14 protein-coding genes are annotated in these 15,522 nt (G+C 63.0%); 8 read left to right on the top strand and 6 right to left on the bottom strand.

Annotated features, from left to right (window positions below):
- Positions 1 to 152 precede the first annotated feature (152 nt).
- The 4 genes from ACYAF3_RS29370 (at position 153) to ACYAF3_RS29355 (ending at position 4,587) form a co-directional block, all read left to right on the top strand.
- Positions 153 to 476, top strand: a complete 324-nt coding sequence (locus ACYAF3_RS29370) for a hypothetical protein (protein ID WP_023122209.1) — start codon at positions 153 to 155, stop codon at positions 474 to 476.
- A 228-nt stretch (positions 477 to 704) separates the two neighbouring features.
- Positions 705 to 1,229 carry an RNA polymerase sigma factor gene (locus ACYAF3_RS29365; RefSeq protein ID WP_003449595.1) on the top strand — a complete coding sequence of 175 codons (525 nt, stop codon included), beginning with the start codon at positions 705 to 707 and terminating at the stop codon, positions 1,227 to 1,229.
- A complete protein-coding gene (locus tag ACYAF3_RS29360; RefSeq protein WP_003101998.1) occupies positions 1,226 to 2,068 on the top strand; it encodes a FecR family protein in 843 nt (280 codons plus the stop codon). Before ACYAF3_RS29365 ends, ACYAF3_RS29360 begins: the two co-directional genes overlap by 4 nt.
- 77 nt (positions 2,069 to 2,145) lie before the next feature.
- A complete protein-coding gene (locus ACYAF3_RS29355; RefSeq protein ID WP_121377955.1) occupies positions 2,146 to 4,587 on the top strand; it encodes a TonB-dependent receptor in 2,442 nt (813 codons plus the stop codon).
- A 195-nt stretch (positions 4,588 to 4,782) separates the two neighbouring features.
- Here ACYAF3_RS29355 and ACYAF3_RS29350 read toward each other — a convergent pair whose 3' ends face one another.
- The 3 genes from ACYAF3_RS29350 to ACYAF3_RS29340 form a co-directional block, all read right to left on the bottom strand.
- A complete protein-coding gene (locus ACYAF3_RS29350; protein ID WP_023112887.1) occupies positions 4,783 to 5,553 on the bottom strand; it encodes a Fic/DOC family protein in 771 nt (256 codons plus the stop codon).
- Positions 5,550 to 5,810: a hypothetical protein gene (locus ACYAF3_RS29345; RefSeq protein ID WP_003102002.1), complete on the bottom strand. Its 261-nt coding sequence runs from the start codon at positions 5,808 to 5,810 to the stop codon at positions 5,550 to 5,552. The genes ACYAF3_RS29350 and ACYAF3_RS29345 overlap by 4 nt, the downstream gene beginning before the upstream one ends.
- Before the next feature lie 167 nt (positions 5,811 to 5,977).
- Complete coding sequence (locus tag ACYAF3_RS29340) at positions 5,978 to 6,814, bottom strand: PhzF family phenazine biosynthesis protein (RefSeq protein WP_003082875.1); 837 nt, start codon at positions 6,812 to 6,814, stop codon at positions 5,978 to 5,980.
- A gap of 268 nt (positions 6,815 to 7,082) precedes the next feature.
- Between ACYAF3_RS29340 and ACYAF3_RS29335 the strand changes: the two genes are divergently transcribed.
- Entirely contained in the window at positions 7,083 to 8,276 is a 1,194-nt protein-coding gene (locus ACYAF3_RS29335; protein WP_176608084.1) for an HNH endonuclease, read from the top strand.
- 93 nt (positions 8,277 to 8,369) lie between these two features.
- Here the strand turns inward: ACYAF3_RS29335 and ACYAF3_RS29330 are convergent, their stop codons facing one another.
- Both ACYAF3_RS29330 and fabF read right to left on the bottom strand, forming a co-directional pair.
- The gene (locus ACYAF3_RS29330) at positions 8,370 to 9,350 is read right to left on the bottom strand and encodes a Shedu immune nuclease family protein (RefSeq protein WP_020750495.1); all 981 of its coding nucleotides are present in this window, start codon (positions 9,348 to 9,350) and stop codon (positions 8,370 to 8,372) included.
- Between the two features lie 348 nt (positions 9,351 to 9,698).
- Positions 9,699 to 10,967, bottom strand: coding sequence for a beta-ketoacyl-ACP synthase II (fabF, locus tag ACYAF3_RS29325; protein WP_003122983.1), 1,269 nt, complete (start codon positions 10,965 to 10,967; stop codon positions 9,699 to 9,701).
- A gap of 108 nt (positions 10,968 to 11,075) precedes the next feature.
- On the opposite strand from fabF, the gene ACYAF3_RS29320 reads away from it, so the two are divergent.
- Entirely contained in the window at positions 11,076 to 11,582 is a 507-nt protein-coding gene (locus ACYAF3_RS29320; RefSeq protein ID WP_003086962.1) for a winged helix-turn-helix transcriptional regulator, read from the top strand.
- A gap of 214 nt (positions 11,583 to 11,796) precedes the next feature.
- The gene (pdxB, locus tag ACYAF3_RS29315) at positions 11,797 to 12,939 is read left to right on the top strand and encodes a 4-phosphoerythronate dehydrogenase PdxB (protein WP_023085067.1); all 1,143 of its coding nucleotides are present in this window, start codon (positions 11,797 to 11,799) and stop codon (positions 12,937 to 12,939) included.
- A 34-nt stretch (positions 12,940 to 12,973) separates the two neighbouring features.
- Here pdxB and aceK read toward each other — a convergent pair whose 3' ends face one another.
- Positions 12,974 to 14,707: a bifunctional isocitrate dehydrogenase kinase/phosphatase gene (gene aceK / locus ACYAF3_RS29310; RefSeq protein WP_003082886.1), complete on the bottom strand. Its 1,734-nt coding sequence runs from the start codon at positions 14,705 to 14,707 to the stop codon at positions 12,974 to 12,976.
- A 135-nt stretch (positions 14,708 to 14,842) separates the two neighbouring features.
- Here aceK and ACYAF3_RS29305 point away from each other — a divergent pair, with 135 nt between their 5' ends.
- Positions 14,843 to 15,376 (top strand): GNAT family N-acetyltransferase, encoded by a 534-nt coding sequence (locus ACYAF3_RS29305; RefSeq protein WP_003082887.1) that lies wholly within the window; start codon positions 14,843 to 14,845, stop codon positions 15,374 to 15,376.
- The last annotated feature ends 146 nt before the right edge of the window (positions 15,377 to 15,522 follow it).

The raw sequence follows: 15,522 nt of genomic DNA, 5'->3' as shown, positions 1-15,522 counted from the left end.
CGCCCAGGAATTGGATAAAAAACCAGTAGGAGGAAGATGGAGGGGTCGCCAAGTCCATCTGTTTTCTTGGGGGCAGAAAAGACGCGAGCCGCAGGTGCAGGAACACCTACGACCCGCTAACCAGAGACCAGCTTAACGATAGGAGCTGACCCATGGCTAAGGTCGATGATACGTCGAATCCCGCAATAACCGCACAGTCCCCTTCCACCTTCATCCCCCTGCGACGCACCTCGCAATGCAACCAGCACCCCGGTTGCGCCACCCTCTACCTGGACAGCAGCGCAGCCAGCGAAGACCTGTTCGACACCGCCCGCCGCCGGCTGGAGTCGGCGATCGGAACGCTGAGCGTCCTCGACCTGCTCGACGAAACCGAAGAGCCCGGTGAAAGCATCTGCCGCATCACCGGTTCCCTGCTGTCGTTGCTCAGCGACGCCCTGTCACTGTTCGAGGCGGAATACGCACGCAGACACCGATAACCGACGGAGGCGGTGCCCCCCGGCAAGGCCGGGGGGTTGAGTAGCGGGGCGAAAAGGGGATCCCTCTCCGCCCTGGCTCGGCAGTTGCGCGGTCGGGCGAAAGCCACCCGCCCGCTACGCACGCCAGCCCAGGCAATCCCTGACGATGACCGGTCTTTCATCTGCGACTGTTTCTCATTTACACTCGCCCCCCATTCTTCGGAGCCAGGCTCCTTTCCTGGGTGCATCGTGCCGTTCGATCCCGCCAAGCCGACGCTGTTGTCCACACTGGTTCGTCACTACGAGGAACTGGTCGACCATGTTCGCCGGCGCTTCGGCGACCGGGGCATGGCGCGCGAAGTGGTGCACGACGTGTGCGTGCAGTTGCTCGAACGCGACGAGAAGGAGGACGTGCACACGCCCCTGGCCCTGCTGCGGAAAATCTCCCACGACACCGCCGTGAGCCGCTATCGTAGCGACCGTCGTCGAACCGCCTGGGTGGAAGCCGTCGCCGAGCTTCCGGAAGTCGCCTGCATGGCGGCGACGCCCATGGGTCGCCATGAGGCCGAGCGCGAGTTCCAGGCACTGGTCGACGCCATCGCCACGCTTCCTCCTCGCTGCCAGGCCGTTTTCGTCATGCACAAGATCCACGAAGTTCCCCAGGCGCAAGTCGCCGACCGCCTCGGCATCTCCGTCAAGACCGTGGAAAAGCACCTGCGCCTCGGACTGGCGGCCTGCCGGGAACGGCTCGGCCGCGGCGAGGCACGGCCATGACCCAGCCCTCGAAACGGAATGGGCAGGTTCCGCTGGACGACGCCCTGGAGCGCCATCGCGACGCGCTGAAGGACCTGTTCCCGCTGCCGCCCTCCCGGCCGAAATCGCGCAAGGCAAGCAAGGCGGCCGGCGTCGCGCTATTGCTGGCGCTGGCCATCGGCGCCCTGGCCTGGCTGGACCCGGCCTACAAGCGCGAGCGCTTCGCCACCGCCATCGGTGAGCGGCGCGACGTGACCCTGGCCGACGGCAGCCAGCTCCTGCTCGACAGCGGCAGCCAGATCGAGGTCAGTTGGCACCCGCTCAGCCGCCGGGTCGCGTTGCGCGCGGGGCAGGTGCTTTTCGAGGTATCCCCGGCGCGCTATCGGCCCTTCGTGGTGTCCGCGGGTTCGACCGACATCCGCGTGCTCGGCACCCGGTTCAACGTGCGCCGCCTGGACGACGATGTCCGCGTGACCCTGGAGCGTGGCCGGGTGGAGGTCGGCACCTCGGCTACGGCGCAAGCGCCAGTCGTGCTCCTGCCGGGCCAGCAGGTCGATGCCATTGGCGGGCAACTGATGCCGCTGGCCAAGGTCGATGCCGCCACGGCGATGGCCTGGAAAGACGACCGCCTGGTCTTCGAGCGCACGCCCCTGGGCGAAGCCGTCGCGCTGCTGCGCCATTATCGCAAGGCGCCCATTCTCCTGGACGACCCCAGCCTGGCCTCCCTCCGACTGACCGGCGTCTTCGCCGCGCACAACGCCGACCGGCTGCTCGACCTGCTGCCGAGCATCCTTCCCGTGGCCGTGTCGCGGCAGGAGGACGGCAGCGTCGAGATCCAACGCAAATCGACGCGAAAATAATTCTCGGACGCAGGTAGGGTTTCCCGCGCGCCGTGGCGGCTATCCAGGAAAAGCCAACCTGCATAGGAAATCGAGACGTGCATTTTTCCCTCCGCAGTCGCCACCTGCGTCCTTCATTGCTCGCCAGCAGCCTGCTCCTGGCGGTGTCGGCCCAGGGCCAGGAAAAGCTCGACGTGGATCTGCCCGCCGCGCCGCTCGGCCAGGCGATCAACGCCCTCGCGCAACAATCCTCGGTACAGATCCTTTTCGCCGGCGATCTCGGCGCCGGCCGCCAGGCGCCCGCGCTGAAGGGGCGTTTCACCCCCGAAGAGGCATTGCGCCAGTTGCTCAGGGATAGCGGCCTGAAGGCGCAGGCCAGGGACGAACATACCTTCATCGTCGTTCCGGCCAGCGAAGCCGCCGTGCCCGCTACGCAAGCCCGCAGCGAACCGCTGGACATGGAGCAGATGGAAATCACCGCCTCGCGCACCAGCAGCGACCTGGTCTCCGCCACGCGCCAGTCCACCGTCATCGAGCATGCCCAACTGGAGGAGCTGCGCCAGGGCTCCGACAGCCTGGCCACCGTGCTGGCCAAGGCGGTGCCGGGGATGTCCGATTCCAGCCGCACCATCACCGAATACGGCCAGACCCTGCGCGGGCGCAGCATGCTGGTGATGGTCGACGGCGTGCCGCTGAACACCAACCGCGACTCCTCGCGCAACCTGGCCAACATCGACCCGGCGCTGATCGAGCGGATCGAGGTCATCCGTGGCAGCAGCGCCATCTACGGCAGCGGCGCCACCGGCGGGATCATCTCCATCACCACCCGTCCGGCCGGCGGCGAGAACCGCGCGGAAACCCGCCTCAGCGCCACCTCGCCGCTGACCCGGCTGGGCAGCGATGGCCTCGGCGGCCAGTTCCAGCAATACTTCGCCGGCTCCCTGGGGGCGCTCGACTATTCGTTCGACTTCGGCACCCGTCACGTCGGCGCTTCCTACGACGCCCATGGCGACCGCATCGCCCCGGAACCCAGCCAGGGCGACCTGTTCGACTCGAACGTCTACAACATCGGCGGCAAGCTCGGCCTGCGCATCGACGAGAACCAGCGCGTGCAGCTCGCCCTCAGCCACTACGACGCCCGCCAGGACACCGACTACGCCACCGACCCGAGGGTCGCCAGGCTGCCGCCGGGCTCGGTCCCGGCCAACGCGATCAAAGGCCTGGAGCTGGACGAGCAGAACCGCATCCGCAACACCCTGGCGAACCTCGAGTACGAGAACCTCGACATCCTCGGCAGCCGGCTCTCCGCGCAGCTCTACTACCGCGACTATTTCACCCGCTTCACTCCGTTCGACGCCCGCGCCGTCTCCACCCGCGGCGGCAATGTCGACCAGATCATGCAGAACAGCGAAGTGTTCGGCAGCCGCCTGACCCTGCGCACGCCGCTGGGCGAAAGCGGCAATACCGAACTGGTCTGGGGCGGCGACTACAACCAGGAACGCAGCGACATGCCGCTCGACGTGTTCGACCCGGCGGCCTACGACGCCAGCGGCGGGCTGGTCTTCGACAAGATCGGCAAGCTCACCTACATGCCGCCGCTACGCACCCGCAGCGCCGGCGCGTTCACCCAGTTGCAGCATCGCTTCGACGAACACTGGTCGATCGACGGCGGCCTGCGCTACGAATACTCCACCGCCGAATTCGACGACTTCGTCCCGCTCTCCGAGTCCAAGGCCGCCTCGCCGGTGACCGTCAAGGGCGGCGACCTCGACTACGACGCGGTGCTGTCGAACCTCGGCATCGTCTATTCGCCGGTGGCTGGCCAGGAAATCTATGCCTCCTTCAGCCAGGGCTTCCAGCTGCCCGATGTCGGCATCCAGCTGCGCAACGCCCGCCGTGGCTTCGATATCGGCTCCTCGAACCTCGAACCGGTGAAGACCAACAACTACGAACTCGGCTGGCGCGGCGCCATCGGCGGCAACACCCTGGGCAGCCTGGCGCTGTTCTACACCACCTCCAAGCTGGGCGACGTGCAGAGCTTCAACAACGGCCTGATCCTCACCCGCACCAAGGAGCGCATCTACGGCGTCGAGGCCAGCGCCGACTGGCTCAGCGACGACGAAGTCTGGGGCGCGGGCGGCAGCGCCACCTGGATGCGCGGACGCGAGAAGCCGGACGGCAAGGACTGGCAGGACATGACCGGCTACCGCGTGCCGCCGCTTAAGCTGACCGCCTACCTGCAATACAAGCCGGATGCCGACTGGAACAACCGCCTGCAGGCCACCTTCTTCGACTCCAAGGACTACCGCCTCGACGGCGTGGAAAGCTTCGGCCGGCGCCAGGTCAGCACCTACACCACGGTCGACCTGGTCAGCCAGTACCGCATCACCCCCGACGACCAGTTGAGCCTGGGCATCCAGAACCTGTTCAACCGCGACTACTACCCGCTCTACAGCCAGCTGCTGCGCAACAACAACAACACCAGCCACCTGCCGGCGCCGGGCACGGTGCTGACGGCGAGCTATACGCACAACTGGTGAGGGGAGGGCGGAGCCACCGGGCCTGGGCGGCCCGGTGGGGGGCTGGGCCGCAGCGTCGAGGGCTGCACGCCTTCGGAGAGAGGACGGTTGGGGGCGGGTTCTTGCGGGGCGGCAGCTACCGGCCAATTGCGCTCAGTGTGCTGGGCACTCCGGGCCTGGATTACGCGAAATCCCATACCTCCTCCGGCCTGCAGCTTAGGGCTCGGAGTCGGGTGTGCCATCTTTGGCTGGGTAGGGATGCTCGGCGTGATACACCGCATAGACTTTCTGAACCTCGGGATCATCGAGGTTCTCGTAGGTAATGTTCTCACCATCCATACCATCGAGTCCGTTGATTTGCCCGATGATCTCAGGCCACTGATCACGGCTGTGGATAGGCACAACGAATGGGACAAGGTAGCGGTCCAGGTGACCCTTGCCAGGATTGTGAATCTCATCGTCCAGGGCCTGGAGATAGTCGTCCTTGCGTGTGCTGGCCCAGTCGATGGCAAAGCCGGCTCGATAACTGAGCTCCATGTAGAACAGCAGAATCGAGCGTCCGTTGCCGTCTAGAAAGGGATGCGCAAAGCAAAGAAGTCCCATGACCTCACCGGGCTTCTGCATGAATCCCTGCTTCTTGCTCGCCAGGCTCAGGGCATAGTCCACCGCGCGTTCGATCATCGCGGGACTTTCGAAGAAGGTACGTCTGGGAGCGCCCTTGGGACCTTTCCAGACAGAAAGATGAGGGACCAGCTCGAGACGGTCACGCCCGGCCCAGGGGTAGAATTTCTCGAACAACAACCTGTGTACCTGCAAAAGGGCCTGGTAGTTCAGGTCCTTTGTGCGTTCGAGATAGGAAAGGGCTTCATCGAGCCCCATTTCGAAGGAGAAGTGTTCGTTTTCCTTCACTTCCGCCGGATCTTTCAGACCCAAGCTGTTGCGCAGGTAGCCAGTCGTTTCGAAGTCACCAAAGGGATCGAAACTCATCCACCAGGTATCTCTTTCGCCTTGCGCTTCTCGATGACGTAGCGGCGCTGGAGATCGAACGCCTGGGACTTGCTTAGTGCGCCTTTGCGCTTGAGGTTGATCAGCATCTGCTCAACGCTGTCGAGAGATACCGAGTCGCCGGCCAGGCACGTGATGGTGAGCGCCATCCGGCTCAGACCATCGCGCTCCGCGCTAACGCCATTGGCCTGGGCAAGTCTCTGAATTTCGGTTGCGACTAAGCCTTTGCTCTTTTTCATCGGTAAACCTCTTTCCATTCCGCAACTTTAGCATCAAAGCCATATATACGCGGGACCGCTCGACAGTACGAACTCGGGCTGCCCCAGCACGTCAGTGTCGCGGCACGCATCCTCCAGCCCTGCATCGAGTGTCCGCTCACGACCGGTTTTGCCTGCGACGAATGGGCTCAGAACACGACCCGCCCCGACATGCCCGGCTGTACCTCACCGCCGATCCAGATATCGCCGCCGACCTGCTCGACGCTTATCCGCCCCCGGCGACCCAAGGCCGTGCCCTGGCTTGCCGTGTAGCGCCCGGGCATGACTCCCGTGCCGATCAGCCATTGCGCCAGGCTCGCGTTGAGGCTGCCGGTGACGGGGTCTTCATTGAGCTCCTCGCCCATGAAGGCGCGCACTTCCACATCCGCCTCCGCCTGGGGACCTTGCCAGGGCGCGACCACGCCCACGTTGAGCCCGTCGAGCTTCGCGTAGTCCGGGCGAATGGCCAGGACCTCGTCACGCGTGGCCAGCCGAACGGCGACCCAGCCGGGTCCGTTGTCCACCCATTGGCTGCCGAGTACCTGCCCCGGGGACAGGCCAAGCCCGCTCTCGATCCGTCGCAACACCTCGTCTTCGACCGCTCCGCCACGAAGCAGGGGAGGCGCCGCGAACGACAGCAAGGCGCCCTTGCGGCGGATGCGGATCAGGCCCGCCAGACACTCCTGGACGATCTCGTCAGCAGCATTGCCGCCCCCCTGGTTCAGCCAGACCTGGCAGCTCCCCAGCGTCGGATGCCCGGCAAAGGGCAGCTCCCGCAGCGGGGTGAAGATTCTTACGCGGTAGTCTGCTTCGGCAGTGGTCGGCCGCAACAGGAAGGTCGTCTCGCTCAACTGGGTCCAGGCGGCGAACTCGAGCATCTGCCGGCTGCTCAGGCGGTCGGCGCCAATCACCACGGCAACGGCGTTGCCTTTGAAGGGCTGTTCGGAGAAGACATCGACTTGCTCGAAGGGTAACGAAACCGGCATGGGGCCTCCTGGGGTTGTGGCGGGGGAGGATAGGGCAGGGGGCGGATGTCTGAAACCGGGGTGCAGATCTTCGGGGGCTTGGGGCTTCTTGTCAGGGGCAGCAATCGGCCAATAGCGGCCTGCTACCCGCGCCAGCCGAGCCCGAACTCCGCGCTGATATCGAAGACCTAAAGCAGTGACGGGATGGGCTCGCAAATCAACGCAAAAAGGCGTAGAGATTGGATGCAGAAAAACTCATCTCTAACCTCAGAAGGGAACATAGAGCCACATGGGATACCCATTTTCCGACAATCCACTTGACGAGTATCTTCCCAAGATATTTCAGCTGAAAATAGATGAATTTAACGCTAATTGTACTAGGGAAGATGCAACAGCAACGAAGGAGGAAAGAGATGCCGCTGGGGTTGAAATCGCTAACTTAAGCACAAAAATTCGCGAACTAAAAAATAAATTCAGATTGCCAGAGCGGGATTTCGATCAATTCAAAAGCTCACCTGAGCTTGCAGTTGAGAGATTTCTACTTGAGAACCCTGAGCCTCCAAGGCCGGAGGCATATGGCTGCAGGCATAGCCAAACGCGTGTAGTTCGGCGAAAGTTTCGCAACGAAACATTGCACGTCGTCACTCAATGCGTAACGTGTGGCGCTCAGTCAAAGGCGCTACAGAAGAAAGAATACGACATTGAAAAACTACCAGAATTTGATGAGGGCTTATATAAGCGGCTCACGTTTGAATGGGATATTTGGAATTCAGCTCGCCATGATGTTTACGTTACTGAATTAAATAAGGGAAATAGTCTCCCCGAGTTCGACGAGGTGGGATTTAATACTGTATTTCAGTTAGAAGACCCGCCTCCCAACTTCGAAGGTTGCGATCACAGCCACACTGATGCTCGCTTACGCACTTATAAATCGGGAGGGACTGCTGTCGTTATGCAATGTACTCTCTGTGGGCATCACACAGGCAGCGTTAGTAAAAGCAAGTATCCAGACCTAGCATCGCTCCCCTCTTTCGATGAGTTCCTGAAAGAACGATCCAAGGAAGATCTTACAGCTTGGTACAGAAGAAGAGGAGATGCTTGGAGAAGGGCATATCTAGAACATCGGGAACGAATTCAAAGATTGATTCAAGCTGGCGAGTTAGCGACGAAAGATAACTCAAGATTTGGAACCTATTATAAATCCCCGGAATGGGAAAGAACGCGAGCCCGAATTCTTCATAGAGATGACTACGAATGTCAAGCTTGTAAGCGACCCGCTGAATGCGTGCACCACATCGTCTATGACAGGCTCGGTGCCGAGAATGATTTAGATCTTATATCTCTTTGCAACAGCTGCCACAATCTTATCCACCAAGAACAAAGGCATCTCCAGAATATCTTCCGGATGCCCCCTAGCCAAATTCGCGAGTTGCATGAAGATTCAGATGAGTATTCTGAGGATGATCATGCCGAGGACGATTGAATCGCACCTACTAGCTAGACACTTAATGACCGCTTCTGGCCGGCTTCTGCCCGTAATGAGAGGCAGAAATCGGCTCAGAACCGTCAACCAGTGTTATTTGACCATATCTAAAATGTCTTGAGCCTTTTGAAAAAGCTCATCGTAAGTGACAATCTCTACATTCGTCATGCTATTTCTGAATAGCTCAAAAGATTTGTATTGATTCCCATCTTTAAGCTCTGATTCAAGCGTGCCAATAACAATTAAGCATTTTGGGTTGAATGCAGAAAAGGAACTACCTTCGTCGCCCTCGCTTAGCTTGTAATACTCTTTCATCAGTTGGTCTTTGTAATTTAACACCTGAATAAATGATCCGGACATCTCCTCGCTAATTGAATAGGCATTAGATCTATACTTTTTTCCAAGCAATTTAGTCTTCGGGGTTTTTATTTCGACCAATGCTATATTGCCAGTCAGCCTGCTTGCGTAGATAAAGTCGACGAGATTTCCACCCGAGTTTGTTATAGATTTTCCACCAACGTAGCATTTATTACCTAGCTGAAACATACTTTGCGGAAATATCTGTGACAATACAGCTGGACATTTTTGCAGAAGAGTTTGCCAGAACTCCTCGGATGAGTTTTCACGATTTACTTTCCAAACACCTATTGCTTCCTCTAAGGAAACTTCAACCTGCTCATCTAGTTTTATCTCGTCTACAAAGTTCGAGGCAGACAGTGCTTCTGACACTTTACTTAGATGATCTTCCCTAGCCTTTTTTAGCCACTCAGTCGAATATATTTCAGGCTGCCTATCAATAACCGCATGATGATTAGGGCATAAGAGAAGATAGTTGTCTATTTCAAGTAGCTCGTCTCCATCCTTAGACGGGTTGTGTCTTGGGCCGTGAGAATGAACGGCTTCGATCGAAGATATTTCCCCGATAAATGACGAGCCATCGAGCATGAGGTCTTGGTCACAGCCTGGGAACGAGCATCGATAGCCACTCAATATAGCTACCTGCCGTTTCACGCTGGCGGTGAGAATACGCCTTTTTTTAATCTCAACAGTTCTTGATCCTACCTCAAATTCCATTTGCGCGCTCTCAACTTTCGCGGTGTATTTTGTATTTGCCTAAGCATGAATTTTGCAGAAGCATATAGCATCTTCGAGTGTTTCTACGGGCAGGCTACGGTTTTGCCAGTATGGTGTCCACTGACAGCTTATGAGTGTGGATTCAACCGCAGGATGCGAGAGACAGCTTCTGGCCGAAATCGGCCATTGAACGCCCACTCCACAAGCAATTGCCCCACGAATCCAGATCGCGCCTACAGACTGTCACGACGCAGCTACCAGGAAAACCCACACGCCCTGAGGCATGCGACATGAGTGGCTTCCCCTCCGCCAGTGTGCTCAGGAGTGCCTGGCGGAGGGCCGGCCGCGCTACACCCAGCGCCGGAACAACAGGCTGGCATTCACCCCGCCGAAGCCGAAGCCATTGGACAGCGCGTGTTCCATCGGCCAGCGCCGGGCTTCGCCGCGAACCAGGTCGAGGCCCTCGGCGTCGGTGTCGGGCGTTTCCAGGTTGAGTGTGGCGGGGGCGAGCTGGTCGCGCAGCGCCAGGACCGTGAAGATCGCCTCGATGCCGCCGGCGGCGCCCAGGAGGTGGCCGGTGGCGGATTTGGTCGCGCTGATGGCGAGCCCGCTGCCGGTGCCGAACACGGCCTTGATGGCGGCCAGTTCGCCCTTGTCGCCTACCTGGGTGGAGGTGGCGTGGGCATTCAGGTGCTGCACCGCAGCCGCTTCCACGCCGGCCTGGCGCAGCGCCTGCTGCATGGCCCGGCGGGCACCGCTGCCATCTTCCGGCCCGGCGGTCATGTGGTAGGCGTCGGCGCTGGTGCCGTAGCCCACCAGCTCGGCGATGGGCCTGGCGCCGCGCGCCAGGGCGTGCTCCAGTTCCTCGATGACCAGTAGGCCGGCGCCTTCGCCCATGACGAAGCCGTCGCGGGCCTGGTCGAAGGGGCGCGAGGCGCGTTCGGGGCTGTCGTTGAAATCGCTGGACAGGGCGCGCGCGGCGGCGAAGCCGGCCAGGCTGACCCGGTGGACGGTCGCTTCCGCGCCGCCGCAGAGCGCCACGTCGACCTCTCCCGCGCGGATCATCCGCGCCGCGTCGCCGATGGCTTGCACGCCCGCCGCGCAGGCGGTCACCGGGGCGCCCAGCGGTCCCTTGAAGCCATGGCGGATCGACACATGGGCGGCCGCCATGTTGCAGAGAAAGGACGGGATGGTGAAGGGCGACAGGCGTCGCGGTCCCTTGCCGTCGGTGGTCCGCACCGCTTCGGCGATGGCATGGAAGCCGCCCACCCCGGAGGCGATGACGGTCGCCGTGCGCTCCTGCGCCTCGGCGCTCTGCGGCGCCCAGCCGGCCTGGGCCAGGGCCTCTTGCGCGGCGGCCAGGGCGAAGAGGATGAAGCGGTCCATCTTGCGTTGTTCCTTGGCGGCCAGCAGCAGGTCGGGATCGAAGCCGGCCTGCGGGTCCTGGACACGGTCGGGGACCTGGCCGCCGATGCTGATGGGCAGGTCGCCGATCAGCTCCGCCGGGAGCGTGGCGATGCCCGATTGCCCGGCCAGCAGGCGTTGCCATATGGGTTCGACTCCGCAGCCCAGCGGGCTGACCGCGCCCATGCCGGTGACGACGATACGTTTGCTCATGAGGGTCCGAGTCCTTCTGTTCCGTTGGAATAGCAGTCAGTGGACGTAACTATCATCATGAAAGTAACATGCGGACCAGCACTTTGTGAGCCTCGCCAAGGAAGAACCATGCAACGCAAGACCTTCGCCGATGCCGAATGCCCCATCGCCCGCAGCCTGGAACGGGTCGGCGAATGGTGGAGCATCCTGATCATGCGCGATGCGCTACAGGGCCTGCGCCGCTTCGACGAATTTTCCCGCAGCCTGGATATCGCGCCGAACATGCTCACCCGGCGCCTGAACGCGCTGGTGGAGGCGGGCCTGCTCGAACGCCAGCCCTACAGCCAGCGCCCGCTGCGCTATCAGTACGTGCCCACGGCCAAGGGCGAGGATTTTCGTGTCGTGCTCATGGCTTTCGTCGCCTGGGGCAATCGCCACTACGCAGAGGAAGGGCAGAGCGTGCAGCTCGTCGAGCGAACAAGCGGGCGGCCGGTGCGCTCGTTCATGGCGGCTCTCGCCGATGGCCGAACGGTACCGCTGGAGCAATGCACCGTACAGGCCGGGCCTGCCGCCAGCGAGGAAATGCGCCAGCGCCTGGCGGCCATGCCGGAGCGGAGCGAGCTACCGGCTCGATGAACGGGCTCCCTGGCGTCCGCCGCCTGGTCGAGGAGACGGACGAGGCGTTCGCGGTTCTGTTCCTTGTAGCTGGCCATCGTTCGCGGTCGTGGTTGGGAAAAACGCGATCGTCGAGGCTTGCGCATGGCGCTGGCAGGTCCGCCTCGCGAGCCGTTCGGCAACACCGCGAGCCCTCGGCCTGCTAGAGTGTGCAGCCTCGTTCGCGGAGGTCTGCATGCGTATTCTCGCCGATGAAAACATTCCCGTGGTCGACGCCTTCTTCGCCGACCAGGGCTCCATTCGCCGCTTGCCCGGGCGCGCCATCGACCGCGCGGCGCTGGCCGAGGTCGACGTGCTGCTGGTGCGCTCGGTCACCGAGGTCAGCCGCGCCGCGCTGGCCGGCTCGCCGGTGCGCTTCGTCGGCACCTGCACCATCGGCACCGACCACCTCGACCTCGACTACTTCGCCGAGGCCGGCATCGCCTGGTCCAGCGCGCCCGGCTGCAACGCCCGCGGGGTGGTGGACTATGTGCTCGGCTGCCTGCTGGCGATGGCCGAGGTGCGCGGCGCCGACCTGGCCGAACGCACCTATGGGGTGGTCGGCGCTGGGCAGGTCGGTGGGCGGCTGGTGGAGGTGCTGCGCGGGCTGGGCTGGAAAGTGCTGGTCTGCGATCCGCCGCGCCAGGCGCGCGAGCCGGACGGCGAATTCGTCTCGCTGGAACGGCTGCTGGCCGAGGCCGACGTGATCAGCCTGCACACTCCGCTGAACCGCGACGGCGAACACCCGACCCGCCACCTGCTGGATGAACCCCGCCTGGCCGCCCTGCGTCCCGGCACCTGGCTGGTCAACGCCAGCCGTGGCGCGGTGGTCGACAACCAGGCCCTGCGCCGCCTGCTCGAAGGCGGCGCCGACCTGGAAGTGGCGCTGGACGTCTGGGAAGGCGAACCGCAGGCCGACCCCGAGCTGGCCGCGCGCTGCCTGATCGCCACGCCGCACATCGCCGGCTACAGCCTGGAAGGCAAGCTGCGCGGCACTGCACAGATCTACCAGGCCTACTGCGCCTGGCGCGGCATCGCCGAACGCGTGAGCCTGCAAGACGTGCTGCCGGAAACCTGGCTCGCCGGCCTGCAACTCAACCCCGGCTGCGACCCGGCCTGGGCCATGGCCACGCTGTGCCGCGCGGTGTACGACCCGCGCAGCGACGACGCCGCCTTCCGCCGCAGCCTGACCGGCGACAGCGCCAACCGCCGCGCCGCCTTCGACGCCCTGCGCAAACACTACCCGCCGCGCCGCGAGATCACCGGCCTGCGCGTCGCCACCGGTGGACAGGCGGGGTTGCAGCGGGTGGTGCGGGCGCTGGGGGCGCAGTTGGTGTAGGAACGTGCGACTGGTTCGATTCCTGTCTCCGCACCTACCCGAGCAACTGCTCAGGCGTCTCCTGCCGCCGATAGGGAAACACGTCGATCACCTTGCCCTCGCGGATCTGCTCCTGGAGGCCCTGCCAGTATTTGGCGTCGTAGAGGTTGCCGTGCAGCTTGGCGAATAGCCGGCGCTGGTTGAGGTCGACGAACAGGAAGCGCGGGAATTCTTCCGGGAACACGTCGTTGGGCCCCACCGAATACCAGGGCTCGGACGACATCTCGTCCTCGGGGAAGCGCGGCTCGGGGATGTAGCGGAAGTTCACCTCGGTGAGGTAGCAGATCTCGTCGTAGTCGTAGAACACCACCCGGCCATGGCGGGTCACGCCGAAGTTCTTCAGCAGCATGTCGCCGGGGAAGATGTTCGCCGCCGCCAGTTGCTTGATCGCCAGCCCGTAGTCGTTCAGCGCCTCGCGGGTCTGCGCCTCGCTGGCGTTCTCCAGGTAGATGTTCAGTGGGGTCATGCGCCGCTCCGTCCAGCAGTGGCGGATCAGCACCACGTCGCCTTCCATCACCACCGTCGACGGCGCCACTTCCAGCAGTTCGGCCAGGCACTCCGGCTCGAACTTGCTCACCGGGAAGCGGAAGTCGGCGAACTGCTGGGTGTCGGCCAGGCGTCCGACCCGGTCGTGGTTCTTCACCAACTGGTACTTCTGGATCACCGTGGCGTGGTCGACGCTCTTCGACGGGTTGAAGCGGTCCTTGATGATCTTGAACACCGTGTTGAAGCCGGGCAGGGTGAACACGCTCATCACCATGCCGCGCACGCCGGGGGCCATGACGAAGCGGTCGTCGGTGGTCGCCAGGTGGTTGATCAGGGCGCGGTAGAACTCGCTCTTGCCCTGCTTGTAGAAGCCGATCGAGGTGTACAGCTCGGCCAGGTGCTTGCCCGGCAGCAGACGTTTGAGGAAGGCCACCAGCTCGGCCGGCACCGGCACGTCGACCATGAAGTAGGAGCGGGTGAAGGAGAAGATGATCGAGACTTCCGCCTCGTCGGTGATCACCGTGTCGAACTGGATACCGTGGCCCTCGCGGTGCAGCAGCGGGAACACCAGCGGCCACTGCTCGTCCGGGGTGAACAGGCGGCCCACCAGGTAGGCGCCCTTGTTGCGATAGAACACCGAGCCGATCAGCTCGATGGCCAGGTCCGGGTCCTTGCACACCCAGTCCGGCAGGTTGCTGTGCAGCAGTGCGTCGATCCGTTCGAGGTCGCGCTCGCGGTCGTCGTAGGGCACGTCGAAGCGGTAGTCGTCGAAGATCTTCTCCAGCGCCTGGCGCAGGTCGCCGCCCGGCCGGTAGGTGCGGGTGTAGGGCGCGCGGGCGTGGGCGCGCAGCGAGGGCCGGGTGGTGTGCACGAACATCGTGCCGTCGCTGATGTTGTCGTGGCTGAACAGCCCGCAGAAGATCGAGTTGAACCAGGTCTCGGCCAGCTCGTCGTCCAGCCGCAGGTCGATCTGCGCGATGTAGGCGCTCTTGATGATCGGCCAGCGCTCCACGTCCAGCAGCTCGCTGTCGGCCAGCCCCGCGCGCAGCCCGGCCACCGTCTCGGCGACCTTTTCCTCGTAGAGGTTGATCCGCTGCGCCGAGGCGCGCTGCGCTTCCTGCCACTGCGCCTGCTCGAAGCGGGCACGGGCGCCGTCGGTGATCTCGCGGAACTGCTCTCGGTAATCGTCGAAACCGCGCAGGATGAGGGCGGCGATTTCGCTGGCTGGGGCGCTCTGGACCATGCTGGCGTCCTTTCGTTGTTCGAAGGTCGAGCTTAGCCAGAGCCGCGCGGCAGGGAAAGCGCGATCTCCGACCGGCTGGTCGAGCCCGGCGCAGACGCTTATGCTGGGTGGCCAGACAGCCCAGGGATGACCGCAATGACCGCCGAATCGCCGACGATCCGCCTCGAACGCTACAGCGAACGCCACGTGGAAGGCCTCACCGCCCTGTACAACGACCCCGCCGTGGCCCGCCAGGTCCTGCAGATGCCCTACCAGTCGGTGGAGCAGCGCCGCAAGCGCCTGCACGACAGCGCGGACGACGACCGCCTGCTGATCCTCGTCGCCCTGCACCAGGGCGACGTCATCGGCAGCGCCAGCCTCGAACAGCACCCGCGCATCCGCCGCAGCCACAGCGGCAGCATCGGCATGGGCGTCGCCGTCGCCTGGCAGGGCAAGGGCGTCGGCAGCCGCCTGCTCGGCGAACTGCTGGACATCGCCGACAACTGGATGAACCTGCGCCGCGTCGAACTCACCGTCTACACCGACAACGCCCCGGCGCTGGCGCTGTATCGCAAGTTCGGCTTCGAGACCGAAGGAGAGATGCGCGACTACGCGGTGCGGGATGGGCGCTTCGTGGATGTGTACAGCATGGCGCGCTTGCGGAGGGTCGAGGGGCGGGTGGGGGAGTGAGGGTGGCCGGGAGACTGCCTCCGGCCAGCAGTGGCCTATTTAAGGACCGCTCCAGCCCACCGATACAGGTGACTCAGCCACGCGAAACTCAGCAGTGCAGAAGTGTGGCTCCCCCCAGCTAGAGTTCGGACACCTTCGGGGCTTTT

The organism is Pseudomonas sp. TZ252, from assembly GCF_056110345.1.
This window is presented reverse-complemented; position numbering and strand designations above follow the sequence as displayed.